This is a genomic window from Marinobacterium iners DSM 11526, from assembly GCF_900107855.1.
Lineage (GTDB): Bacteria > Pseudomonadota > Gammaproteobacteria > Pseudomonadales > Balneatricaceae > Marinobacterium > Marinobacterium iners.
The window spans coordinates 34660-58574 of the sequence record NZ_FNRJ01000014.1; the positions used below are offsets into that span (position 1 = coordinate 34660).

Sequence of the window (23915 nt, forward strand, 5' to 3'; positions counted from 1 at the left end):
CTCTTCATGAGTGCTTGTTTGACCGAGAGCACTCAGACTCTGGTGAGGGGTTCTCGTCCTGATCCGCCAACCAGAAGGGAAAAAAATTAAACCATTGCAGGGGTGTCCGACGGCAATATTCAGCCAGCCGGTCTGCATAATCCTGAGCGGCCTGTTGCAGGCCTTCATTGCGTTTTTTGCGCGGCCACGACAACTGGTCACTGAACCGCTCGAGGTAGAGGTGGTAACGGCTCGACTCCTTCAGGCAAAACATCAGATATACCGGGCAGCGCAGCAGGCTGGCCAGGATAAAGGCCCCCTGCGGAAACTCGGCTTCATCACCAAGAAAGTTGACCTTTGATGTTCGCCCGCCTCCATGCACCGGAGTACGGTCGCCCGCTATCACAATGTACTCCCCCGCAGCGACTCTTTCCGACAGTAACATCGCCGTCGCCGGAGACATGTCGGTTACCTGCATCAGGTTTATGGCAGCAGTAGCATTCGCCTGCTTCATGAGCCGATTGAATTTCTCTGCATGCCGGGTATGAACCAGCATGGTCACGGCGATATCCGGCAGTTGATGTGCCAGGGCGCTGCACACCTCCGTATTGCCCAGATGAGAGACAATGATAATGCCGCCGCTGCGGCTCCTGTCGATCTCAGCAAATGCGTCTGGGGTTGCAAACACCACATCTTCGTGACGAATATGCCCCATCCAGACCAACAGCTTATCGAGCAGAATTTCACCGAAACACCAGAAGTGGCGAAACGGGGTCAGCCCGGTATGCTGTTCGGGCGGCAGTTGACCGAGCATTCGGCGCAGATAGGCCTTGGAAGCACGACGTGACTCAGTGCGTGTCAAATAGAAATAGGCCATCACCGGCAGCAGGAAGATCCTGAACCCGGTACGGCCAAACAACCGATAGGCCAGCAACAGGCTCTTCATGCCCAGCAAGGTACCGGCTTCGCCAACACCGGCCCAGTGTTTGCGAGGCTCAGACATGACGACGATTACTCAGGATTTTCGGCAAGCGCACCAGCATGCCGAAGAACAGCCGAGCATGCATTAACGAGATCAAAACGTTGTCTTTGACCGCATTGAAATGCGATACCCCATCAATCGGGTAATGCACCTGTGTAGGCAGATTTTCCACCGGCCAGCCACGCCACGCCCAGCGTACGATGACTTCTGGATCAAAATCCATGCGATTGCCGCAGGATTCCTGATCCAGCAGCTCAACCACTTTTGCCAGGGGATACACTCTGAAGCCACACATGGTGTCTTTGATACGCAGCGACAGTGTATTGATCCAAACCCAAACGTGAGTCAGGTAACGGGCATAATATCGCAGCGCAGGTACAGACGCGTCATAACGGGGATAGCCGGTAACCAGCGCTTCAGGTTGACGCTTACCGGTGGCCATGAAAGTGGGCAGATCGGTTAGATCATGCTGGCCATCTGCATCGATCTGAACGGCATGGGTATAGCCCAGCGCAAACAGATGCCGCAGGCCTGCTTTTACGGCCGCACCCTTGCCGCCGTTTTGTGCCAACCTGATCAACTGCACCCGCTCATCATATTGCCGGTCCAGATTGATAAGCACATCACGGCAGGCCGGGCCACTGCCATCATCGACCAACAGTACTGGATAGCCATATTCAAGCACACTGGCCAGTGTAGGCCCTATAGCTTCTTCATGGTTATAGACCGGAATGACGATGGCCGCCCTGAACAGAGGCTCAGTTGAAACAGATCCGTCCACTGGAATGACCTCCTTTCCCCGAAACATACTTGAATGTGAGCTTTTGCTTCTCTTTCGAGTACTCAAGCAACAATGTTATCTCCGCTTCGGGGAAAATAACCTGCTGAAACTTCGCAGCCTCAAGGCCACAGAAAACACCCTTAACCCCCAGCAACTCACGGCCATAATGCGCAGCCCAGTGCACTTGGGCAATACCCGGGAGAATAGGGGTTCCCGCAAAATGACCGTCGAAATAGATTAGCTGAGACGGAATTTTCAATTCGAGCTCAGCCGTGTGAGCCGTAACGGTCTGATTCACCAAGTGCGGCCACTTGACCTCATCCTGCTGGAACATCGCCTTCAAGGAATCCACTGTAATTTTCCCCTGCGGGTTGTACGGCATCTGTTTAACAAACCGCCACCTCCGTGGCAGTGCTACCGGCTCAAAATGCTGGCTGAATGCCTGACGCAACTGGCGCACCAGCGCTTTTTTACTGCTTGCCTGAAGACACTGCTCCCCCTCAGGAGTCAACTCCGCAACCAGAGCCACTTCTGTGCGGCGACCACTCAAAACAAGTGCCTTGGCGGTTTTAATCATCCCCTGTTGCTCCGCCACCTGCTCCACTTCCAGTAGAGAGATTCGTTTGCCTTCTATTTTGGCAATGCGATCGGTGCGACCCAACAGAACAAAACTGCCATCCGGTGCAAGCTCAACCCGGTCATACAGGACCTGACGGCCATGCTGCACTTGGGGAGCGTCCACCTGCAGGGTCGAGTCAGCCGTCAGCGTACAACGCACCCCAGGCAACGACTGCCAACGGGCCTCAACCTGGGGGCTCTGAACACGCCAGGCCACCGCGCCTGTTTCCGAGCTGCCATAGATTTCACGTACCGGGGCCTGCAGCAACGCTGATACCTGCAGGCTATCTGCACGCTGTAAGGGTGCCGCCGATGACAAAACACATTCACAGCGTGAACGCAGACTCACCCAATCAAGCCCCGGATTCAGTCGGCTTAAGTGAGAGGGTGTAGACACCAGAACAAACTGTGCATGCTGTTGTGCTCTGCTGACAATGTCTTCAACGAACTGACAACTGTTGCGTTCAAAAATCTGCCCTCTGCAGAGCGGCCAAAACAGGCGGAAGGTCAGTCCATACAGATGCTGGTGCGTCACCGTGGTCACGATCACGGCCTGCTTCTCTTCCGGCCATAACCGCTCCAATGCCCCCAACTCACTTTCAATCTGAGCAAAGGTTTTAAGAATGGGCTTGGGCTCTCCCGTCGAGCCGGAGGTAAATATCTCCAGTGCCGGAAAAACGGCTGGCAACGGGCGCCAGATCTGTGTGCTTGATGCTTGCGAGGGAGAGTCATTGTAAGACAGCAAGGACGCGGGGTACTGGCCTGCAAAACCCGATACTCTGCGCTGTAAACGTTCATTGGTAGCAGGCAGATTGTCACCGGGAATGCATACGGTACAGCCCAGCTGCCACAGTGCCAGCGACAGAGCCAAAAACTCAACCGTATCCTGATGATAAACAGCCCAACGCTGTCCAGATTCGGCCGGCAATCGTTGGCACCAGTAGGCAACTCTTTTGCTGATGTCCGATCGTGAAACGAGCCCTGTTTCGTCATGAGCCACAGCTGCATTGGGAGCCTGGTTCAACCAGTCCGACAGGGGTACCAGGCTGCTCATGCTCGCCTCCTGACACGCTGTCTGACAAGCCATTCCACTGCCAGCATAACCCCAATCAGGAGATAGGCTATCAGGCCGTTGTATAGCACCCAAACCTCTTCTGAAGCCCATAACATGGTAGCGGTCGATACCGCTGCGTTGAACATAAAAAACAGACACCAAGCCTGCGTCACCTTGCGTGTGTAGCGCACTCCCTCTGGCGGAAGGGTTGGCTCTTTTATACGGGCAAGCCGCTCAATAACTGTCTGAGACGCAAAGAGGCTACTGCCAAACACGACCAACAGGCCCAAGTTAACCAGTACCGGATAAAGCTTGAGCCCCTGGTGGGGATCCCACAGCAGCGTGACGGCCAACACACCCAGCGCACTGGCAGCAATCACAAAACGATCACGCGCATGCTCTCCTCCGAGCCAACGGAGAATCAATACCGCCATCAGAACAGGCAGTAAGGCAAGCGCATCAAAACGCTGCAGTCCCCAGTACACCAAAAACGGGTAGCTCAGGGTCAGTAATGTAACCAGGGCGCGAATCAGCATCAGGATCAATCGAGCAGTTTTTCAACTTCGGTGACGACATCTTGCACGGTGCGCACTGATTTGAAATCTTCCGGCTTGATTTTCTTACCGGTCATTTTCTTCAGCTCAACAACCAGGTCGACTGCATCAATGCTGTCAATGTCGAGGTCCTGATAGAGGTTTGCATCGGGATGAATCGAATCCGGGTCGATTTCAAACAGTTCTTCAAGAACCTGTGCGATTTTTTGATAGGTTTTGTCCTGACCTGACATAGCACTCACTTACGTTCAGCTTGAGATTGAATCAAGGCAACCAGCGCATTCACACTGGCAAAATGCTGGCGAGTCTCTTCAGAGTCTGCTTTCAGCTTAATGCCATACCGTTTTTGCAATGCCAGTCCGATTTCCAATGCATCGATCGAGTCCAGACCCAACCCATCAACAAACAGGGGCTCACTATCGTCGATCTCTGTTACATCAAGATCTTCAAGATCAAGCGCATCGATAATCATCTGCTTTACTTCCAGGTGCAGACTGCTCATGGACTCTTAACTCCTTATCAAAATAATCGGCAAGATCCGCCGTCAGTTGTCTTGCCGCTACAGAAGGGACACTATCCTGCAGGTATGGCTCTATTGGAATAGCCTCATTAACCTGTATACGCATATGCACTTTCGACGCAGGTACCTGATACCAGCGGTCTTCCTTAGTCAAAGTGGTCGGGCAGCAGGAAATCAAAACCGGTGTAATATCCACAGCGGTACGAACGGCCACATTGGCGGCACCCCGTTTAAGCTGCAGAGGTTTTCCCGGCGTGGTACGTGTACCCTCCGGAAAAATAATCAGGGCACGTCCTTTGGCAAAGGCAGCACTGGCAGCCGCTATAACCTTGTCACTTTCTTCATTGATAATGTAACCGGCAGTTTTAACCGGCCCGCGGGTGAATGGATTGCGGGTCAATTTACCTTTCACCACACAGCTAGCATTGGGCACCAGGGCGATAAGGAAGATTACGTCAATCAATGACGGATGATTGGCAAGAATCAGTCGAGCGTTGCGCAGCTTGTCGAGACCGTCCACTTCATAGCTGAGCACACCCAAAAACTTCATCAGGCCAATATAAAAGCGGAAGGCATGATGGATTACCTGTTGCCCTCTTTGCTCACGCTGCTCGGCACTACCGGGAAGCACATAAAGTACCGGCATGATAATAAGCGGCAGCAATATGCCCCCCACACCAAACACCAGAAAACTGAATGCGGTGCCACACCAACGCCAGACATGATTAATACGCGCCTGCATGTTATTCATCACGGCTCAGCTTCCAGCCCATTTCTGCGCACACTGGAAAGTGCACGTCGCGATCAAGCCCGGCTATGCACCGCATCGTGCGCAGCAAATCACTGGAGTCGGCCTCAATAGCCTGAGGCGAGTGTTGCTCAAGCGACATTTTGACACCCTTACTGCGACTGAGCAGCATCGCAAGGGCAAAGGGGAAAGGCTCGCATGAAGCATAGGGCTGGTAAAGCTCAGGCAGGGGAACATCGTAAATGAGGCACAGTACGCTCTCACTATTCTGCAGCTGAGTCACAGCCTCCAACAATGCATGAGGGATCAAATTTTCGACCGATGCTATCGCCGTCACTTCACTGACGTCCTTACGGGCGATTGAGAGCAGCCCACTCACGGCATTGTGAACCGCCAAGCTAAACCCTGTTGGCGACATTGGTTCATCACCGGCAATGCCTTCCAGCAGGGATAAAGTCAGCGGTGTATCACCATGTCTTGATGCAAAGACGCCAGGAACACCATCAACATCTTCGAGCAGGGGCAAGGCCGCACCAGCAGCACAACGACCCAGCTCGGTAAAGCGTCTCCTCAACATGGGAGGAATCTGTTTCAGAGCTACCTTATGCAGCTCGGCAGGGAGAGAAACTGGCTGCTCCAGCCAGCGACTCCAGTCAGAGGAATCTTCCAGTCCGGGTGCCAATGCATTCCATGCTTGCAACTTGAAACTCAGCAATGTCCTACTCCTGCCTGCAGTACACTCAAAACCAAGCAGGCCAGCCATCCCAGTCTTGAAACATTGTCCCTGTTGAGGGACAAGCGGATTCTACCTGCACAACAGGTCGATGCAAAGAGCAAGTCGTTTGAACAATGAGGTTACTATGCCTATAATCCGCGGCACTCGGGATTCTGATAACACAAGGAGTTAAGCGTGAAAAAAATTGCTGCGTGCCTCTCGGTCTTTCTTATTCTGGCATCACCTCAAGCCTTTAGTCGTGACACCAAGCATATGCTGTCCATTGAGGAAGCATTTCAGTCACCGGATTTCAAAGAGAAGCTGGATCCGAATATCCGTTTCTATTTTGGTAACCAGAGTCATCCTAAAGTATCACGATCTTTTGGGAATTTCTCGACCAACAAAAAAACCAACGCTTTCAACAAAAGCGATGAAGAAGCCTGTCGCTGGGTAATGCTGTCTGCCCTCCTTACCCTGCAGGAGCGCGCAATAAAAGAAGGCGGTAATGCTGTCATAAACATTGCCAGCTATTACAAGAAAAACAAGGTCAGCAGTAATAAAGAGTACGAGTGTCATGCTGGGGCGATCATGGCCGGTGTTGCACTGACCGGTGAAGTGGTCAAGCTTGCCCGCTGAGCAGCCAAACACATGTATCCGGCTCTGGTACACCAGAGTCCGGATGCACTCTCCACTGACATCTGAGGAGATGTTACATCTGCTCCCGCCGATGCAACAACAGCATTACCTGCGCATTAACTCGAATAAACGACAGCGGGAATACCTCTACAGCAGGCTCTTGATATGCCTGGCTTTATCTCGATATTACCAACGTCCAGCCGAGAGCTGGATAATTGAAGAGGTTACCAATGCAGCTCCCATTATTCATAATCTGCCATCCCCTGCTTATATTAGCCTGAGCCACAGCCATGATCTGGTTTGTTTTACTCTAAGCCCACTTAAAGTTGGTGTTGATATAGAAAGAGTACAGCCAAGGCAAAACCTGCAAGCGATGGCAGAGCTGTTCATGAACAGCAGCGAACTAAAGCGATTGCCCACCTCTGAGCACCAACGGCAGTTATATTTCTATCGCGTTTGGTGTGCCAAGGAAGCTTTATACAAGGCCTTGCCGAAATTTGAGCAATCAGAAGCAATCTTAAAAAAGCTATCGTATTTACAATTAAAAAGCGGACAGTTGGAATGGCAGCTGTCTGAGTTTGAACTGGAGGGCTACCTAGCCGCGATTGTGCACAAAAAACATCTACACACAGCAGTGAAAATTAAGCATTTTATTGATCTGGATTCGTTTCAAGAACGCTCAGTAACACATTAAACGATACGGCTTTACCACCAAGCCGAGATCGCCGCGATACCCTGAGCACCCTGCTCTCTGACCTGAATTAGATCATCTTCACCAAGCCCGCCCAGCGCATAGACCGGCAGCCTGCATTCGGCGACCAGTTCGGCAAAACCTTCCCAACCCAACACCGGTGAACCCGGGTGTGAGCGGGTGGGTTTGACCGGTGACAGGGTGATGAAGTCGATACCCTTCTCCTGCGCCATGCGGATCTGCTCCGCGTTGTGACAGGAGGCACTGAGCCAGCGCCCCTTGAACTGAGCCCGATTGCCCAGCGCCTGCAAACGCGCCGACGTTAGATGCAGGTGCTCAGCACACAATGCATTGGCCTGTTCAACGGAGGTATTCACCCCCATCAGAGCATTGAATTCGTCACACAACGGTTGCAGCTGTTGATACCGGTCCGCAAAAGCGGTCTCGCTGAGCGACTTGGCACGCAGCATGACCTGAGTAATACCCTGCTCCAGCGCGTGTTGAAGTTTCCCTGTACAGGCATCGATGTCGTCAACGTCACCGGTGATCAGCAGCCGTGGCGACAGGCGTGCGGCTGTAATGATGGGCGTGTTGGCCGCGGGAAAGGCATAGTCATCCAGTGCTTCGGGCGCAACCCAACAAACCGGCTGACCTTCGGCCCCATGCGCTTCACCCTCAAACACAGTCACCTCCCATACATCCAGCAGCACCGACTTATCAGGATAGTGATGCGGAATACGAATCAGAGGGTGTGCCTGTAAAACCTGAATTCCCAACTCTTCAAGCAGTTCACGGGAGAGCGCCTGAGCAACGGGTTCGCCAGGCTCTACCTTGCCACCGGGAAACTCCCACAGACCGCCCTGATGCTTGTCATCGGGTCGACGGGCGATGAGGATGTGACCGCGGCGGTCACGAATGACCGCCGCAGCAACGTGGATCAGTTTAGGCATATCGGATACAGATCAGCTGCGGTAATCCGCATTGATGCTGACGTAGTCATGGGACAGGTCTGTGGTCCAGACCCGTTCGGTGACTTGGCCGCGGTTGAGGACCACATGGATCAAAATTTCTTCTCCGTTCATGACCGCCTGACCGGCTTCTTCGGTGTAGCTGGCCGCACGGCCGCCCTTCTCAACAATGCAGACATCGTTGAGGTAGATCTGCAAAGCGTCCAGATCCAGATTGTCGATCCCGGCACGGCCCACACAGGCCAAAATACGGCCCCAGTTCGGGTCGCTGGCAAAGAGCGCCGTCTTGACCAAAGGTGAGTGAGCAATGGTATAGGCAACATCCAGCGCTTCCTTGCTGGTACCCGCTGACTCAACACGCACCTCAACAAACTTGGTCGCGCCCTCACCATCTCGCACAATGGCGTGTGACAGTGACAACATGACGCGTTCCAGTGCTTCGGTAAACAGGCTGGCCAGCTCGTAGTCCGAGCCGTCAATCAGCACGCCGCTGGCACCTGTAGCCGCCAGCATGCAAGAGTCATTGGTTGAAGTGTCACCATCAATAGTGATGCGGTTGAAAGAGCGGTCCGCCACACTGCTCAACCACTGCTGCAGCAGCGGCTGCGGGATCTCGGCATCGGTAGCGACATAGCCCAGCATGGTGGCCATATTGGGCATGATCATGCCGGCGCCTTTGGAGATGCCGGTCAGGGTTACCGTCTTACCCTTGTATTCAAACTGTTCGCTGGCTGCCTTGGGGCGGGTATCGGTGGTCATGATACCCGAAGCGGCCTGCTCCCAGTTGTTTTCCGACAGGTCGGCTTTGGCCGCGTCCAGCGCCGACAGAATCTTCGCTACCGGCAGCGGTTCACCAATCACACCGGTGGAAAACGGCAGAACTGCTTCTACCGGCACATCACACAAGCCTGCAACGGCTTCACAACAGCTCATCGCATCACGCATGCCCTGCTCCCCAGTGCCCGCGTTAGCGTTACCGGTATTAATCAGCATATAGCGTGAACCTGCCTGGCCCAGGTGCTGCTTGCAGATGCGCACCGGCGCAGCGCAAAAGGCATTCAGTGTAAACACGCCCGCCAGCGAGCTGCCTTCGGCCAGCTCCATCAGTACAATATCGCGTCGGCCCGGTTTCTTGATCCCTGCGGATGCGATACCCAGACGAAATCCCTTAACCGGATGTAACGGTGGCAAAGTAGCCGGACCAACTGCCATGATGCTGTTTTCCTTAGTAATTAACTGATTTTACCGTGACACTGTTTGTATTTTTTGCCTGATCCGCACGGACAGGGATCGTTACGACCTACCTTGGGTGCCTGACGCACATAGGGCTCGGCGTTATCGGCCGGATCAGCCTCAGGTTGCTCTTGGGTCTCTTCTTCCGCCATGGCACTGCCCTGAGCGTGTTCAAAGTTCATCTGCTGACGTTCGGCCTGGGCGCGGCGCTCGGCTTCCATACGTTCCACTTCTTCCTGCTCACGCACCTTCACATGACTCAGAATGCGGATCACATCGCGTTTGATGTTATCCAGCAGGTCCTGGAACAGAGCAAAGGCTTCGCGCTTGTATTCCTGCTTGGGGTTTTTCTGCGCATAACCACGCAGATGGATACCCTGACGCAACAGGTCCATAGTCTGCAAATGCTCTTTCCAAAGCGTGTCGAGGACCTGCAGCATCACCTGTTTCTCGAACATGCGCAGTGTTGGGGCGCCAACAACCTCTTCCTTCGCCTTATAGGCCGATACGATTTCGTGATTGATTTTCTCGCGCAGGGTTTCCTCATGCAGCGAATCATCTTCATCCAGCCACTGCTGTATCGGCATCTGAAGAGCAAATTCAGTTTCCAGCGCTTTTTCCAGCGCCGGTACATCCCACATCTCTTCAAGACTCTGCGGCGGGACATGTTCGCTGATGGTGTTTTCAATCACTTCATCACGCACTGAGGCGATGGTTTCGGAAATATCATCCGATGCCATCACTTCGTTACGCTGGTCATAGATCACGCTGCGCTGATCGTTGGCGACATCGTCATATTCAAGCAGCGACTTGCGGATATCAAAGTTGCGACCTTCTACCTTGCGCTGTGCCTTTTCGATGGCGTTGGTCACCATCTTGTGCTCAATCGCTTCACCCTTTTCCATGCCCAGTGCCTGCATGAACTGGCGCACACGCTCGGAGGCGAAGATACGCATCAGGTCATCTTCCATCGACAGGAAGAAGCGGGATGACCCAGGGTCGCCCTGACGGCCGGCACGACCGCGCAACTGGTTGTCGATACGACGGGATTCATGGCGCTCGGTACCAATAATGTGCAAACCACCCGCTTCGATCACAATATCGTGGCGTTCACGCCATTCGCGCATGGCTTCATCAACTTCAGCCTGACTACTGTCAGCCGACATTGCTTCCAGCTCAGCTTCCAGTTTGCCGCCAAGCTTGATATCCGTACCACGACCCGCCATGTTGGTAGCGATGGTGATTGCGCCAGGACGGCCTGCTTCAGCAATGATTTCAGCCTCACGCCCATGATTCTTGGCGTTGAGAACGTTATGCGGAATGTCTTCTTTCTTCAGCAGTGCCGACAGCAGTTCCGATGACTCAACCGAAGCCGTGCCCACCAATACAGGCCGGTTATGTTCGCGGCAATGGCGAATTTCCTTGACGATCGCCTGATATTTCTCCTCGATGGTGAGGAACACGATGTCATTGTAGTCCTTACGCTGCACCGGACGGTTGGTGGGAATAACCACCACATCAAGGCCGTAGATCTGACGCAGTTCGAACGCTTCAGTATCGGCCGTACCGGTCATGCCAGACAGCTTTTCATACAGACGGAAGTAGTTCTGGAAGGTGGTTGAAGCCAGTGTCTGGCTTTCCATCTGGATCTGAACGCCTTCTTTCGCTTCAACAGCCTGATGCAACCCTTCAGACCAGCGACGCCCAGGCATGATACGGCCGGTATGCTCGTCAACGATGACGATCTGGCCGTTCTGAATAATGTAGTCCTTGTCACGCTGAAACAGATAGTGGGCTCGCAGTGCGGCCAGCACATGGTGCAACAGGTTCAGGTTTTGCGGCGCATACAGGCTTTCACCTTCGTTAAGCATGCCGTGTTCGATCAGAAGATCTTCCACCAGCTGATGGCCGGCTTCGGTCAGCTCGACCGTGCGGTTTTTCTCATCAACCGCAAAATGCTCATCGACAACCTGTTCAGTATCTTTCGGATCCAGCTCACCATGGAACTGCTGCAGATTGGGGATCAGCTGATTGATCTTCTGATAGGTGGCTGAGCTGTCTTCCGCCGGCCCTGAAATGATCAGAGGGGTACGCGCCTCATCGATCAGGATGGAGTCAACTTCATCGACAACCGCGAAGCAGAAGTCACGCTGCACCTTGTCAGCAAGACTGAACGCCATATTGTCGCGCAGGTAGTCAAAGCCGAATTCGTTGTTGGTACCGTAAGTGATGTCACAGGCATAGGCTGCACGCTTGGATTCCGGGTCTTGCCCGGAGCGCACGACACCAACGCTCAGACCAAGGGATTCGTACAGCGGGCGCATCCAGTCGGCATCACGCTGGGCCAGGTAGTCGTTCACGGTGACAACATGCACGCCACGCTGAGGTAAGGCGTTAAGGTAAACGGCCAGGGTGGCGACCAGCGTCTTGCCCTCACCGGTCTTCATCTCGGCCACTTTGCCTTCATGCAGTGCCAGACCACCGATCAGCTGGACATCAAAGTGCCTCATGCCCATCACACGCTTGGAGGCTTCCCGCACAGCGGCAAAGGCTTCGGGCAGGACCTTGTCCAGCGGCTCCGCCTGTTCCAGACGCTTCCTGAACTCAACTGTCTTGCCTTTCAACTCGTCATCGGAGAGCGCCTCAAAGGCCTCCTCCAGCGTGTTGATCTGCTTGACGATCTTGCCAAGGCGCTTCAGTTCGCGCTCGTTTTTACTTCCCAGAATCTTCTTGAACAGTGAGGTCAGCATAATTCGACTTTTAACCGGTTGAATGCAAAGAGGCGGGAGTAAGCCCGGAGATCCTTTGCCTGAAAAAATGGATACGACATTGTACCTGTATTGGGGCAGATAGTTGAATGTCAATGCGATACAAATTTGACTTGGTGCCGGAACAACAAAAACCGGCCCTGAAAACGACAAAACCGGCACTGGGCCGGCTTTGCTGGTCAGCGGTAGCGAGCGATCAACCCGCTGCAACCGGACGATGATAGGAAATAGGGGCAGCCTGTTCCTGGCCTTCAAAAGTAACCAGCTCCCAGGCATCTTCGGTTGCCAGCAGTTCACGCAGCAACATGTTGTTCAGGTAATGACCGGACTTGTACCCGTAGAACTCGCCAATCAGGCTTTTGCCCAACAGGTAGAGATCACCGATTGCATCCAGCACCTTGTGTTTGACGAACTCGTCTTCGTAGCGCAGACCGTCTTCATTCAGGATTTTGAAGTCATCAACCACGATGGCATTCTCGAAGCTTCCACCGAGTACCAGGTTCTGCGAGCGCAGATATTCGATATCGCGCATAAAACCAAAGGTGCGCGCCCGGCTGACTTCCTTCACGAAGGAGGTGCTGGAGAAGTCCAGTACTGCTTCCATGTTTCGGTTGGCAAAAGCCGGGTGATCGAATTCAATGCAGAAGCCCACCTTGAAGCCATCAAAAGGACGGAAGGTTGCGGTTTTGCCTTCGTTGCTGACGGTTACTTCCTTCTTGATGCGAATGAACTGCTTCGGGGCATTTTGCTCTTCGATGCCGGCAGACTGAACCAGGAATACGAAGGGAGCTGCACTGCCATCCATGATGGGAACTTCTTCAGCACTCAGTTCTACAAGGGCGTTGTCAATACCAAGCCCTGCCAATGCCGACAGAAGATGCTCGACCGTCGCAACACGGATGCCATCACGCGCCAGGTTGGTCGAAAGCGTCGTATCGGCTACGTTATCAGCACGAGCCTCGATCTCGAAAACAGGATCCAGGTCAACTCGTCGAAACACGATGCCAGTATTGACCGGCGCCGGCTTCAGCGTCAGGTACACCTTCTGGCCGGTATGCAGACCGATGCCGGTGGCCTTGATGCTGTTCTTGAGAGTGCGCTGTTTGATCATCCGCTTCGCCAACCTAAAATGTTACAAAAATATCAGGAAATTCTAACAAACAAGTGACACCTTCATCAATCTAAAGGTTCTCACCTGCCTGTTTTCTAATCAGCCTGACGCCGCAGAAATGTCGGGATATCCAGACTTCCGTAGTCATCCCGACGCCCGCTCTGGTCAACGCCGGAATCCTGCTGAGGCTTGTCCAGCAGCGCTTCCTCGCGCTGACGACGCAGGATGGTCGGCAGCTCGATTTCATCCAGATTGAGCGATCCATCCTGTTTGCGACTGGTCGGCGCATTGCCCTGAACCACTTTCATCGACTGATTGCGCGCACGATCAAGTCCTGTGGCAACGACAGTTACCTTGATTTCATCGCCCAGAGACGGATCAATAACGGTACCGACCACAATGGTGGCATCTTCATCGGCGTACTGCTCGACGATGTTACCCACCTCGGTAAATTCACCCAGACTCAGATCTTCGCCTGCCGCGATGTTGACCAGAATACCACTGGCACCACGCAGGTCGATATCTTCCAGCAGCGGGCTGCGAATGGCGGCTTCGGCGGCCTCTTCGGCACGATTGTCACCACGCGCAACCGCACTGCCCATCATCGCCATGCCCATTTCAGACATAACGGTTCGCACGTCGGCAAAGTCGACGTTAATCATGCCCGGACGGGTAATCAGGTCGGCAATCCCCTGTACGGCGCCCTTAAGCACATCGTTGGCTGCACTGAACGCATTGACCAGACTGCAGTTTTTACCCAGCACCTGCATCAGCTTCTCATTCGGAATAATAATCAGGGAGTCGACCGCATCACGCAGCTCACTGATGCCCTCTTCCGCAATTTTCATCCGCTTGCGGCCCTCGAACGGGAACGGTCGGGTGACCACTGCCACGGTCAGAATACCCAGTTCGCGGGCGACCTCGGCCACAATGGGTGCGGCACCGGTTCCGGTCCCTCCGCCCATGCCGGCAGTAATGAATACCATATCAGCCCCGGCCAGTGTTTCAGCGATCCTCTCGCGATCCTCGATCGCCGCCTGGCGGCCAATATCCGGGTTGGCGCCTGCACCCAGCCCTTTGGTCAGCTCACCGCCGATATGCAGCGCCGTACGGGCAGCATTACGGCTCAGTGCCTGAGCATCGGTATTGGCACAGATGAACTCGACACCTTCAACCTCTTTGTTGACCATATACTGTACGGCGTTGCCACCACCGCCACCGACACCGATAACCTTAATCAGCGCACTCTGCGTAACACTTTCAACCAGTTCAAACATGTTTTCCTCCTTACCGGGCGCCTGCCACTACCTTCCGGCACTACCGGCAACTGCATTAATGAATTTCGCTCTTAGAAGTTGCCCTGCAACCATTCCTTGAACCGTTTCAGATACACACCCGGATTAGGTCTGGGCATGCGCGGACGTTCCTGCGGTACCGCAACCAGCTCAGTGCCAGTCTCTGCGGCGATGGGTGCCATCGGCACCTCATGATCCTGTTTGGCGTAGTGCAGCAAGCCAATGCTGGTGGCATAGATCGGGTTGCTAAGCTGAGCCTCCAGCCCCCGAATGCCTTGCGGTCTGGCCAACCGTACCGGCATGTGGAAAATTTCTTCCGCCAGCTCCACGGCACCTTCCATCTTGGCGGTGCCACCGGTCAGCACGATGCCGGCTGCCACCAGATCCTCAAAGCCACTGCGACGCAGTTCGGCCTGAATCAATGTGAACAACTCTTCGTACCGCGGCTCAACCACTTCAGCCAGCGCCTGGCGGGACAGATCCCGTGCGGGGCGGTCACCCACACTGGGCACCTTGATCATTTCGTCCGCATGGGCAAGCTGAGCCAGTGCACAGGCGTATTTGATCTTGATCTGCTCCGCATGCTGAGTCGGCGTGCGCAGCGCCATGGCGATATCGTTGGTTACCTGATCACCGGCAATCGGAATAACCGCCGTATGGCGAATCGAGCCGCCAGTAAAGACAGCGATGTCGGTAGTGCCACCACCGATATCGACGATACAGACGCCCAGATCCTTCTCGTCATCGGTCAAGACCGCATAGCTGGATGCCAGCTGCTCCAGCACGACGGCGTCCACCTCAAGGCCGCAGCGGCGGATGCATTTTTCAATATTCTGAATCGCGTTGATCGCCCCCGTAACGAGGTGCACCTTGGCCTCCAGCCGCACGCCCGACATTCCCAGTGGCTCTTTGATCCCTTCCTGATTATCGATCAGATACTCCTGCGGCAGGATATGGATGATTTTCTGATCCGCTGGGATGGCCACGGCACGCGCTGCATCAATCACGCGTTCAAGATCATAGTCTGACACTTCGCGATCACGCACGGCCACGATGCCATGGGAGTTCAGGCTGCTGATGTGACTGCCGGCGATTCCCACCGTGACCCCGTGGACCTTGCAGCCGGCCATCAGTTCAGCCTCTTCCACGGCACGCTGGATCGAGCTGACAGTTGATTCAATATTGACCACTACACCACGCTTCAACCCGCGTGAAGGCTGGGAACCGACGCCAACGATCTCGATTGTGCCCTGTGGGGTCATTTCGCCCACCAGACACACCACCTTCGAGGTGCCGATATCGAGTGCGACGATCATGTTACCTGCCATATCGCCCTTAACCTGCATTATCCTGTCCTGCTCCTGCGCGCCAGCTAACGGCCACGCCATTGGTATATCGAATATCGATCTGCTCTATCTGCCCCGCCTTTTCGGCCAGATTCTGGCGATAGATGCTTAAAAAACGTTTCAGCCGCGGTAGCAGTTGCTCACGGCCGGCAATAACGCGAATACCGTTATCCAGCTCCAGTGTCCAGGCACCACGCGTTTCCAGTGTCAGGCCCGTAAGTCGCAGCCCTTCACTGGAAAACATCCGGTTCAGGTCATGAAATTGCTGCATGATCCTGACCGTTTCATGGGCTGGCCCACTCAAACGTGGCAGCGCACGGTATTCCGGTTTCAGCTCGGGCCAGAAAATATCGCCCTGGTGGTTCAGAAGCCCCTTGTCACCCCAGCGGGCAACCGGCACCTCCTCTTCCAGTTGTACCTCCAGCGAAGGCGGCCACTGCCGTCTGACACTGGCGCTGTGCACCCAGGGATCACCGATCAACTGCTCCTGAATCTGCTTCAGATCCAGCTGCAGCAGCGGACTGGTGAGGCCTCCGGCCAGTGTCTGTGCAAGCGCGGTTTTGTCCAGATGGCGTGTCGCCCCCGCCATACGGATCTCAGCTACCGGCTGATTCAGCCAGCCCCAGAGCTCACGCAGCGCCGAGCTGCCAATGCCGACAAACACCACCAGCAGCGTCAGCAACACAACACTGCGCCAGTAGCGATCCAGCCCCTGTTGTGTGTGTTGTTCGACACTGCTCCTGCTCATGAGCTTACTCCCGCTCCCCTGTCGTACGCAGGATTTCAACCACCAGCTGACTGAAGCTGATACCCGCCTCACGGGCGGCCATGGGCACCAGACTGTGGTCTGTCATGCCAGGAGCTGTATTCACCTCCAGCAACTGGAACTGCCCATTGGCGTCCATCATCACATCCACACGGCCCCAACCATGGCAACCGGCAATCTTGAATGCCTGCTGCACCAACTGCTGCAAAGACTCGGTCTGCTCCGGCGAAAGTGCGGTTCTGAAGTGGTAAGCGGTATCTGCCGCTTCATACTTGGCCGTGAAGTCATAGAAATCATGCGGTGTTTCCAGCCGAATCACCGGCAAGGTTTCATGCCCCAGCACCGCCACTGTAAATTCCGGCCCATCCACCCACTGCTCGGCAATCACACTGCTGTCATAGGCGGTTGCCTGAGCAAAGGCGGCCTCCAGTTCGGCACGGGTGCGCACCTTGCTCATGCCGATGCTGGAGCCTTCATGTGCAGGCTTGACCATGATCGGATACCCCAGACGGGCTTCAACAGCACCAAGGTCGGCACCTTCGTCCAGCACGGCAAATGCCGGTGTCGGCAACCCTGCGCCCTGCCACAGCAGCTTGCAGCGCAATTTGTCCATACCCAACGCCGATGCGCAGACACCGCTGCCGGTGTAGGGCTTGTGCATCATTTCCAGCAGTCCCTGAATGGTGCCGTCCTCGCCACCACGGCCATGCAGAATCAGGAAGGCACGGTCAAAATCGGCCTGCAGCAGCTGTGCAACGGGGTCACGCCCATCTGCCGCAAGGTCGACAGCAAAGGCATCCACACCTGCAGCCTGCAACCCGCGCAGTACTTCGGCACCGCTGCGCAGCGAGATTTCACGCTCAGCGGAGCGCCCTCCCATGATGACGGCCACACGGCCAAAGGCAGCCGCTTCCGATGCATCCAGTCGCCACTCATTCATGCTTTATTCTCCGCATCGACCGCTGTAAGACTTTCCTGTTTCAACTGATGCGCCAGACTGGTGATGTTACCGGCCCCCTGCGTCAACACCAGATCACCGGGCTGCAGCACATTGCGCAACACTTCTGCCACATCATCGGGCCCCTCAACAAACACCGGTTCAACGCCCCGCTGGCGAATACTGCGGCACAGACTGCGCGAGTCTGCACCGGGTATCGGTTCTTCACCGGCCGGGTAGACCTCCATCAGCAACAGCAGGTCCACTTCCGACAGCACCTGTACAAAGTCTTCGTACAGATCTCGTGTACGGGTAAAGCGGTGTGGCTGATAGATCATTACCAGACGCCGATCGGGCCAGCCTTCGCGTACCGCACGAATAACCGCCTGCACTTCACGCGGGTGGTGCCCATAGTCGTCCACCAGCGTGGCACTGCCGTTAGCCAGTGGCAGCTCGCCCAATACCTGAAAGCGGCGCCCAACACCTTCGAATTTTTCCAGTGCCCGCACGATGGCGGCATCATCGATCTGCTCGTCAGAAGCAACTGCAATGCACGCCAGCGCATTCAGTACGTTGTGCCGCCCAGGCATGTTCAGGCACACCTCAAGGGGCTTCTGTCCCGCCGGACGCTCAACCCTGAAACGGGTTTGCATGCCGTTCTGTCGCAGATTCAGCGCACGGTAGTCGGCGCTTTCATGGAAGCCATAGGTCAGGGTTGGTCGGCTGACCTCGGGCAGAATCTCACGCACCACTGGATCGTCGGTACAGAGTACGGCCAGACCGTAGAACGGCAGGTTGTGCAAAAAGCTGACAAAGGTCTGCTTCAGCTTGCCGAAGTCGCCGCCATAGGTGTCCATATGGTCAGCATCAATGTTGGTTACGATGGCGACCATCGGCTGCAGGTGAAGAAAGGAAGCATCACTTTCATCCGCTTCGGCGACCAGATATCGGCTGCCGCCAAGCTGCGCATTGGTACCGGCACTGGTGAGTCGACCACCAATCACAAAGGTGGGATCAAGCCCGCCTTCCGCCATGATGGAAGCCATCAGGCTGGTGGTGGTGGTTTTGCCGTGGGTGCCTGCCACCGCAATGCCGTGGCGGTAGCGCATCAGCTCGGCCAGCATTTCGGCTCGACGCACCACCGGAATGCGCAGCTCGCGCGCAGCGGCCACTTCCGGGTTGGTTTCGTTCACCGCAGTTGAGGTCACGATGACATGAGATCCCACTACATTACCTTCGGCGTGACCGATAAAGACCTGAGCACCGAGCGATTTCAGCCGATCCGTGGTGGCGGACGGGCGGATATCAGAGCCGGATATCTCGTAACCCTGGTTCAGCAGGACTTCGGCGATGCCACACATGCCAACGCCACCGATACCGACAAAATGGATGCGGCGAATACGGCGCATCTCGGGCACCTCGTAGACTTTTACGCTGCGGTTCACCGCTGTCACTTCATAACCTCCAGACAGATTTCTGCCACTGTCGTGCTCGCCTCGGGACGGGCCTGCTCACGCGCACGCTCGGCCATCTGCAATAATTGTTCTCGACTGCCAAGTTCGCTCAGCAGAGCGGCCAACCGCTCCGGGTTCAACTCGGATTGCTGCACCACTCGCGCAGCACCGGCCTGTTCCAGATGCCGAGCATTGGCGGTCTGGTGGTCATCCACCGCATGGGGAAAAGGCACAAAAATGGCACCCAGACCGGCAATTTCGATTTCACTCACCGTGAGCGCGCCGGAGCGACACAGCACTAGATCTGCCCAACCGTAAGCCTTGTCCATACGATCAATAAACGGCACGACACTGGCCGTGACGCCCGCTTCGGCATAAGCCGCCGTGGTTGAGTCCAGGTGACGCTTGCCGGTTTGATGCCAGACTTCCGGGCGCTGTTCCTGTGGCAGCAGCGCCAATGCCCTGGGCAACATCTCATTGATCGCCAGCGCGCCCAGACTGCCTCCCACTACCAGCAGACGCAACGGACCTTCACGGCCGGCAAAGCGTTCGACCGGCGGCGCCAGCTCAAGAATTGGTCCGCGTACCGGATTGCCGGTGGTGATAGCATCCCCGCGCCCGGCAAAGGCCTGCGGAAAGGCCTGCAATACTTTGCTCGCCAAACGTGCCAGTGTGCGGTTGGTCATGCCCGGAATCGCATTCTGCTCATGCACCACAACCGGAACGCGTAACAGCCATGCCGCCAGACCACCCGGGCCTGAAGCAAAACCGCCCATACCCAGCACGACATCCGGCTTGGCGCGGTGTAACACGCCCAGCGCCTGCCCAAGCGCACGGGCAAGACGGAAGGGTGCCAGAAGCAGGCTTAACCGCCCCTTGCCACGCAGCCCCGTTACTGAAATTCTGTACAGCGGGATGCCGGACTTGGGCACAATTTCGTTCTCGATACCAACCTGACTGCCCAGCCATTCGACCACAACACCTCGCTGACGCAGAATATCGGCCGTTGCCAGCGCCGGAAATACGTGACCTCCGGTACCACCTGCCATGATCAATACCTTGCGTGAGGTGTCACTCATGCTGGTCGCTCCTCCAGTTTCAGTATTCGCCGTACCAGTGGCAATTCGCGTGGTACCTTCTTCAGCTGCTGACACTTGAGTTCGTAATCAACGCGCAGCACGATCGCGATCATCCCGGCACAAACCAGCAAACTGGACCCACCGTAACTGAGCAATGGAAGCGTCAGCCCCTTGGTGGGCAGGGCTCCCACGTTAACGCCGATATTGATCAGCGCCTGACCGGCAATGATGAAACCGAAGCCATACACCATATAAGCCCTGAAGAACTGCTGCATTTTTTCAGCACGACGACCAATGATAAAAATCCTGGCCACCAGCAACACATAAAGCGCCACTACAATCAGTGCCCCCAGCAACCCCAACTCTTCCGCCAGTACCGAGTAGACAAAGTCAGTATGCGCCTCGGGCAGGTAAAACAGCTTCTGCACACTGTTGCCCAACCCGGTACCAAACCAGTCGCCCCGTCCAAAGGCGATCTGCGCCTGCGACAGCTGATAGCCGCTGCCATAAGGGTCAGCCCAGGGGTCGGTAAAACTTTTCAGGCGCTCAAGCCGGTAGGGCTGAGCAAAGGCCAGCAATCCAACCAGCAGGCCGGCTGACACTACAACCACCAGCAGCTGCATGAACCGCATGCCGCCCAGAAACACCATGCCGGCTACGGTGCCGACGAGTACAACCAGTGCACCGTAGTCTGGCTCCATAAGCAGGGCCACACCGTAAAAACCCATCGGAATGGCCGGCTTAACCACGCCCCACCAGCCGCTGCGGACTTCCGCCAAACGCCTGACAAGGTAACCGCTGATGAAAATCACCATGCACGCCTTGGCGATTTCGGAGGCCTGAATATTGATAGGCCCCACGCCGATCCAGCGCCGCGAACCATTCACTTCACGGCCAATACCGGGAATCAACACCAGTATTAGAAACGCGAGACCGATCAGCAGCAGCACACCACTGTATTTTTCCCAGGCTCTGACCGGCACCATCAGCGCCAGGGTGCCACTCACCAATGCAACCAGCAGAAACCCGCCATGGCGCAGGATGAAATGACCCGGTGAACCAAAATCGCGCGCCGCCACATCCATGGACGCGGACGTAATCATCACCAGCCCGGTCAGCATCAAGGCAAGTGTGCTTACCAACAGCAAGGGGTCCAACGGCGCCACTCCTGCTGGCACTTGCAGCCTGGCGGGGATCTGAATGGATGGCAGCGCCAGTCTCATGACAGCCCCTCCACCGCCTGAATGAACATCTGCCCACGCTCGCTGTAACCCGAAAACATGTCGAAGCTGGCACAGGCTGGCGACAGCAGTACCACATCACCCGGACGGGCAAGCTCCGCTGCACACTGCACCGCTTCCGCCATGCTGCCGGCAAAATGATGCCGAGGCCCTTCAACCTCTGCCGCGATCTGACTGGCATCTCGACCGATCAGTACCAGATCACGACTGTAGCGACGCAGCGGTGCGGCCAGTGACACAAAAGACTGGTCCTTGCCAACACCACCTGCAATCAGAATCAGACGAGCATCACCTTCCAGCGTAGCCCCCAACCCCTCCAGTGCCGCCAGCGTAGCGCCGACATTGGTACCCTTGGAGTCGTTGTAATAGCTTACACCCGCAACGTCCGCGACCCACTGGCAACGATGAGCAAGGCCCGCAAACTCCTGCAGTGCCCTGAGCGACGCGTCACGTGGAATATTGACCGCATCCGCCAAGGCCAACGCCGCCAGACCATTGGCCAGATTGTGGCTGCCGCGAATTTTCAATGCCGAAGCTGGCAACAGTGGTTCAAGCCCACAGGCGAGCCAGGTTTCACCCTCATGATCCAGCAAGCCATAATCCTTGAGATCCGGTCGATTAAGACCAAAGCTGCGCAACTGCATCCCCTGGGCCAACAGGGGCTGAGTCAGCGGGTCCTCACGATTGGCAACCACGACAGCGGCGCCACGGTAGATTCGCTGCTTGGTCAGGGTATAGTCTTGCATGCCGTTGTAACGATCGAGATGATCAGGGCTGACATTCAGAACGGTCGCTGCGGCTGCGCGCAGTTCATGCGTGGTTTCCAGCTGAAAACTGGACAGCTCAAGCACATACAGCTCAGCGGGGTCCTGCAGCAAATCCAGTGCCGGAGTACCGATATTCCCCCCCACACCCACCTTGATACCGGCTGCTGCAGCCATCTCACCTACCAGTGTGGTCACGGTACTTTTGGCATTGGAGCCGGTAATGGCCACGATGGGAGCCTTGGCTTCACGGCAGAACAGGTCGATATCACCCAGCAGCGGCACACCAGCCGCCACGACAGAAGCGATAACCGGATGCCGTTTGTCCACGCCCGGGCTGATGATCAGCTCGCCAGCCCGACCAAGCCAGTCGGCATCAAGCTCACCAAGACGAAGCTCTACAGACGGAAACTCAGCACGAAAGGCATCAACCCCAGCCGGAGCCTCGCGGGTGTCGCAGACCGCAAAACGAAGCCCTCGCCGTTGCAGGTAGCGCGCACAGGACAGCCCGGTCTGGCCCAGACCGATGATGATGCGCTGCTTGTCAGTCGTAATCAGACTCACCCTGCTCTCCTGCTCGAAACTATCGTTAACGAATCTTCAATGTCGCCAGACCAATCAACACCAGCACCACAGTGATGATCCAGAAACGCACGATGACCCGCGGTTCCGGCCAGCCCTTTAATTCAAAATGGTGATGGATCGGCGCCATGCGAAAAATACGCCGCCCGGTCAGCTTGAATGAAGCTACCTGCAGAATCACGGAGATGGTTTCCATCACGAACACCCCGCCCATGATCACCAGTACCAGCTCCTGCCGCACGATGACGGCAATCACCCCCAGAGCCGCACCCAGTGACAGGGCGCCTACGTCACCCATGAACACCTGAGCCGGGTAGGTGTTGAACCAAAGAAAGCCCAGACCGGCCCCAACAATGGCACCACAAAAGATGATCAACTCACCGGAGCCAGCCACGTATGGAATGTGCAGATAGTTGGCAAACTGAACGTGACCACTCAGATAGGCAAATACGGCCAGCGCCGCCGCCACCATCACCGTCGGCATGATCGCCAGGCCATCAAGGCCATCGGTCAGGTTGACCGCATTGGAACTGCCCACAATGACGAAGTAGGTGAAGACAATGAAGAAAATCCCCATATCAATGGCGACATCCTTGAAAAACGGCAAAATCAGCTGGGTTTCCACTGGTGACTGCGCCGTCATGTACAGCACTACGGCGGCACCCAGCCCGCCAATCGACTGCCAAAAATACTTCCAGCGTGCAGGCAAACCGCGTGGGTTCTTCTCGATCACCTTGCGCCAGTCATCCACCCAGCCGACGGCACCGAAGATCAGCGTTACAATCAACGTCACCCAGACATAGCGGCTGGTCAGATCGCTCCACAGCAACGTACTGATGGCGATGGAGAGCAGAATCAGAGCCCCCCCCATGGTAGGCGTTCCCGCTTTGCTCAGATGTGATTGGGGGCCGTCAGAACGGATCGCCTGACCGATCTGTTTTTCCTTAAGGCGCGTAATCAACCAGGGACCCAGAAAGAGCGACAGGCCCAGAGCGGTCAGGATTCCCATGATGCCGCGCAGGGTGATGTAGCGGAACACCCCGAAGCCGGTATAAAACTGTGACAGGTATTCAGCGAGCAACAAAAGCATGGT

The 23915-nt window shown here is 55.7% G+C and carries 23 protein-coding genes; 2 read left to right on the top strand and 21 right to left on the bottom strand.

What is annotated here, in order from left to right:
* Positions 1 to 4 precede the first annotated feature (4 nt).
* The 8 genes from BLV48_RS13875 to BLV48_RS13910 are packed head-to-tail and all read right to left on the bottom strand — an operon-like array spanning position 5 to position 5951.
* Positions 5 to 982 carry an LpxL/LpxP family acyltransferase gene (locus BLV48_RS13875; protein ID WP_091827393.1) on the bottom strand — a complete coding sequence of 326 codons (978 nt, stop codon included), beginning with the start codon at positions 980 to 982 and terminating at the stop codon, positions 5 to 7.
* Positions 975 to 1742, bottom strand: a complete 768-nt coding sequence (locus tag BLV48_RS13880; RefSeq protein WP_254775046.1) for a glycosyltransferase family 2 protein — start codon at positions 1740 to 1742, stop codon at positions 975 to 977. Before BLV48_RS13880 ends, BLV48_RS13875 begins: the two co-directional genes overlap by 8 nt.
* Positions 1720 to 3414, bottom strand: coding sequence for an ApeI family dehydratase (locus BLV48_RS13885; RefSeq protein WP_175527684.1), 1695 nt, complete (start codon positions 3412 to 3414; stop codon positions 1720 to 1722). The genes BLV48_RS13880 and BLV48_RS13885 overlap by 23 nt, the downstream gene beginning before the upstream one ends.
* Complete coding sequence (locus BLV48_RS13890; RefSeq protein ID WP_091827454.1) at positions 3411 to 3950, bottom strand: COG4648 family protein; 540 nt, start codon at positions 3948 to 3950, stop codon at positions 3411 to 3413. The genes BLV48_RS13885 and BLV48_RS13890 overlap by 4 nt, the downstream gene beginning before the upstream one ends.
* A 5-nt stretch (positions 3951 to 3955) precedes the next feature.
* Positions 3956 to 4201, bottom strand: coding sequence for an acyl carrier protein (locus tag BLV48_RS13895; RefSeq protein ID WP_091827396.1), 246 nt, complete (start codon positions 4199 to 4201; stop codon positions 3956 to 3958).
* A 5-nt stretch (positions 4202 to 4206) separates the two neighbouring features.
* Positions 4207 to 4470, bottom strand: a complete 264-nt coding sequence (locus tag BLV48_RS13900) for a phosphopantetheine-binding protein (protein ID WP_091827397.1) — start codon at positions 4468 to 4470, stop codon at positions 4207 to 4209.
* On the bottom strand, positions 4421 to 5239 hold the full coding sequence (locus tag BLV48_RS13905; protein WP_254775049.1) for a lysophospholipid acyltransferase family protein: 819 nt from the start codon (positions 5237 to 5239) through the stop codon (positions 4421 to 4423). Before BLV48_RS13905 ends, BLV48_RS13900 begins: the two co-directional genes overlap by 50 nt.
* Complete coding sequence (locus tag BLV48_RS13910; RefSeq protein WP_175527685.1) at positions 5232 to 5951, bottom strand: beta-ketoacyl synthase chain length factor; 720 nt, start codon at positions 5949 to 5951, stop codon at positions 5232 to 5234. Before BLV48_RS13910 ends, BLV48_RS13905 begins: the two co-directional genes overlap by 8 nt.
* Before the next feature lie 195 nt (positions 5952 to 6146).
* Here BLV48_RS13910 and BLV48_RS13915 point away from each other — a divergent pair, with 195 nt between their 5' ends.
* Together BLV48_RS13915 and BLV48_RS13920 are read left to right on the top strand one after the other, a co-directional pair.
* A complete protein-coding gene (locus tag BLV48_RS13915) occupies positions 6147 to 6587 on the top strand; it encodes an excinuclease ATPase subunit (RefSeq protein ID WP_091827399.1) in 441 nt (146 codons plus the stop codon).
* 43 nt (positions 6588 to 6630) lie between these two features.
* Complete coding sequence (locus tag BLV48_RS13920) at positions 6631 to 7281, top strand: 4'-phosphopantetheinyl transferase family protein (protein ID WP_091827400.1); 651 nt, start codon at positions 6631 to 6633, stop codon at positions 7279 to 7281.
* 11 nt (positions 7282 to 7292) lie between these two features.
* On the opposite strand, the gene BLV48_RS13925 is transcribed toward BLV48_RS13920, so the two are convergent.
* The 13 genes from BLV48_RS13925 to mraY all read right to left on the bottom strand — a co-directional run bounded on the left by BLV48_RS13925 (position 7293) and on the right by mraY (position 23912).
* Positions 7293 to 8228, bottom strand: coding sequence for a Nudix family hydrolase (locus BLV48_RS13925; RefSeq protein ID WP_091827401.1), 936 nt, complete (start codon positions 8226 to 8228; stop codon positions 7293 to 7295).
* A gap of 12 nt (positions 8229 to 8240) precedes the next feature.
* Complete coding sequence (gene argJ / locus BLV48_RS13930) at positions 8241 to 9458, bottom strand: bifunctional glutamate N-acetyltransferase/amino-acid acetyltransferase ArgJ (protein ID WP_091827402.1); 1218 nt, start codon at positions 9456 to 9458, stop codon at positions 8241 to 8243.
* Positions 9459 to 9478: 20 nt separating this feature from the next.
* Complete coding sequence (gene secA / locus BLV48_RS13935; RefSeq protein ID WP_091827403.1) at positions 9479 to 12229, bottom strand: preprotein translocase subunit SecA; 2751 nt, start codon at positions 12227 to 12229, stop codon at positions 9479 to 9481.
* 214 nt (positions 12230 to 12443) lie between these two features.
* The gene (gene lpxC, locus BLV48_RS13940; protein ID WP_091827404.1) at positions 12444 to 13358 is read right to left on the bottom strand and encodes a UDP-3-O-acyl-N-acetylglucosamine deacetylase; all 915 of its coding nucleotides are present in this window, start codon (positions 13356 to 13358) and stop codon (positions 12444 to 12446) included.
* 95 nt (positions 13359 to 13453) lie between these two features.
* Complete coding sequence (ftsZ, locus tag BLV48_RS13945) at positions 13454 to 14635, bottom strand: cell division protein FtsZ (protein WP_091827405.1); 1182 nt, start codon at positions 14633 to 14635, stop codon at positions 13454 to 13456.
* Positions 14636 to 14706: 71 nt separating this feature from the next.
* Positions 14707 to 15999, bottom strand: a complete 1293-nt coding sequence (gene ftsA, locus BLV48_RS13950) for a cell division protein FtsA (RefSeq protein WP_242530140.1) — start codon at positions 15997 to 15999, stop codon at positions 14707 to 14709.
* Positions 15989 to 16747, bottom strand: a complete 759-nt coding sequence (locus tag BLV48_RS13955; protein WP_091827406.1) for a cell division protein FtsQ/DivIB — start codon at positions 16745 to 16747, stop codon at positions 15989 to 15991. Before BLV48_RS13955 ends, ftsA begins: the two co-directional genes overlap by 11 nt.
* A 4-nt stretch (positions 16748 to 16751) precedes the next feature.
* Positions 16752 to 17705, bottom strand: coding sequence for a D-alanine--D-alanine ligase (locus tag BLV48_RS13960; RefSeq protein ID WP_091827407.1), 954 nt, complete (start codon positions 17703 to 17705; stop codon positions 16752 to 16754).
* Positions 17702 to 19111: a UDP-N-acetylmuramate--L-alanine ligase gene (gene murC / locus BLV48_RS13965; RefSeq protein WP_217633026.1), complete on the bottom strand. Its 1410-nt coding sequence runs from the start codon at positions 19109 to 19111 to the stop codon at positions 17702 to 17704. Before murC ends, BLV48_RS13960 begins: the two co-directional genes overlap by 4 nt.
* 41 nt (positions 19112 to 19152) lie before the next feature.
* Entirely contained in the window at positions 19153 to 20235 is a 1083-nt protein-coding gene (gene murG / locus BLV48_RS13970) for an undecaprenyldiphospho-muramoylpentapeptide beta-N-acetylglucosaminyltransferase (protein ID WP_091827409.1), read from the bottom strand.
* Positions 20232 to 21458, bottom strand: coding sequence for a putative lipid II flippase FtsW (ftsW, locus tag BLV48_RS13975; protein WP_091827410.1), 1227 nt, complete (start codon positions 21456 to 21458; stop codon positions 20232 to 20234). The genes murG and ftsW overlap by 4 nt, the downstream gene beginning before the upstream one ends.
* The gene (gene murD, locus BLV48_RS13980; protein WP_091827411.1) at positions 21455 to 22804 is read right to left on the bottom strand and encodes a UDP-N-acetylmuramoyl-L-alanine--D-glutamate ligase; all 1350 of its coding nucleotides are present in this window, start codon (positions 22802 to 22804) and stop codon (positions 21455 to 21457) included. Before murD ends, ftsW begins: the two co-directional genes overlap by 4 nt.
* A gap of 25 nt (positions 22805 to 22829) precedes the next feature.
* Positions 22830 to 23912 carry a phospho-N-acetylmuramoyl-pentapeptide-transferase gene (gene mraY / locus BLV48_RS13985; protein ID WP_091827412.1) on the bottom strand — a complete coding sequence of 361 codons (1083 nt, stop codon included), beginning with the start codon at positions 23910 to 23912 and terminating at the stop codon, positions 22830 to 22832.
* Between the last annotated feature and the right edge of the window lie 3 nt (positions 23913 to 23915).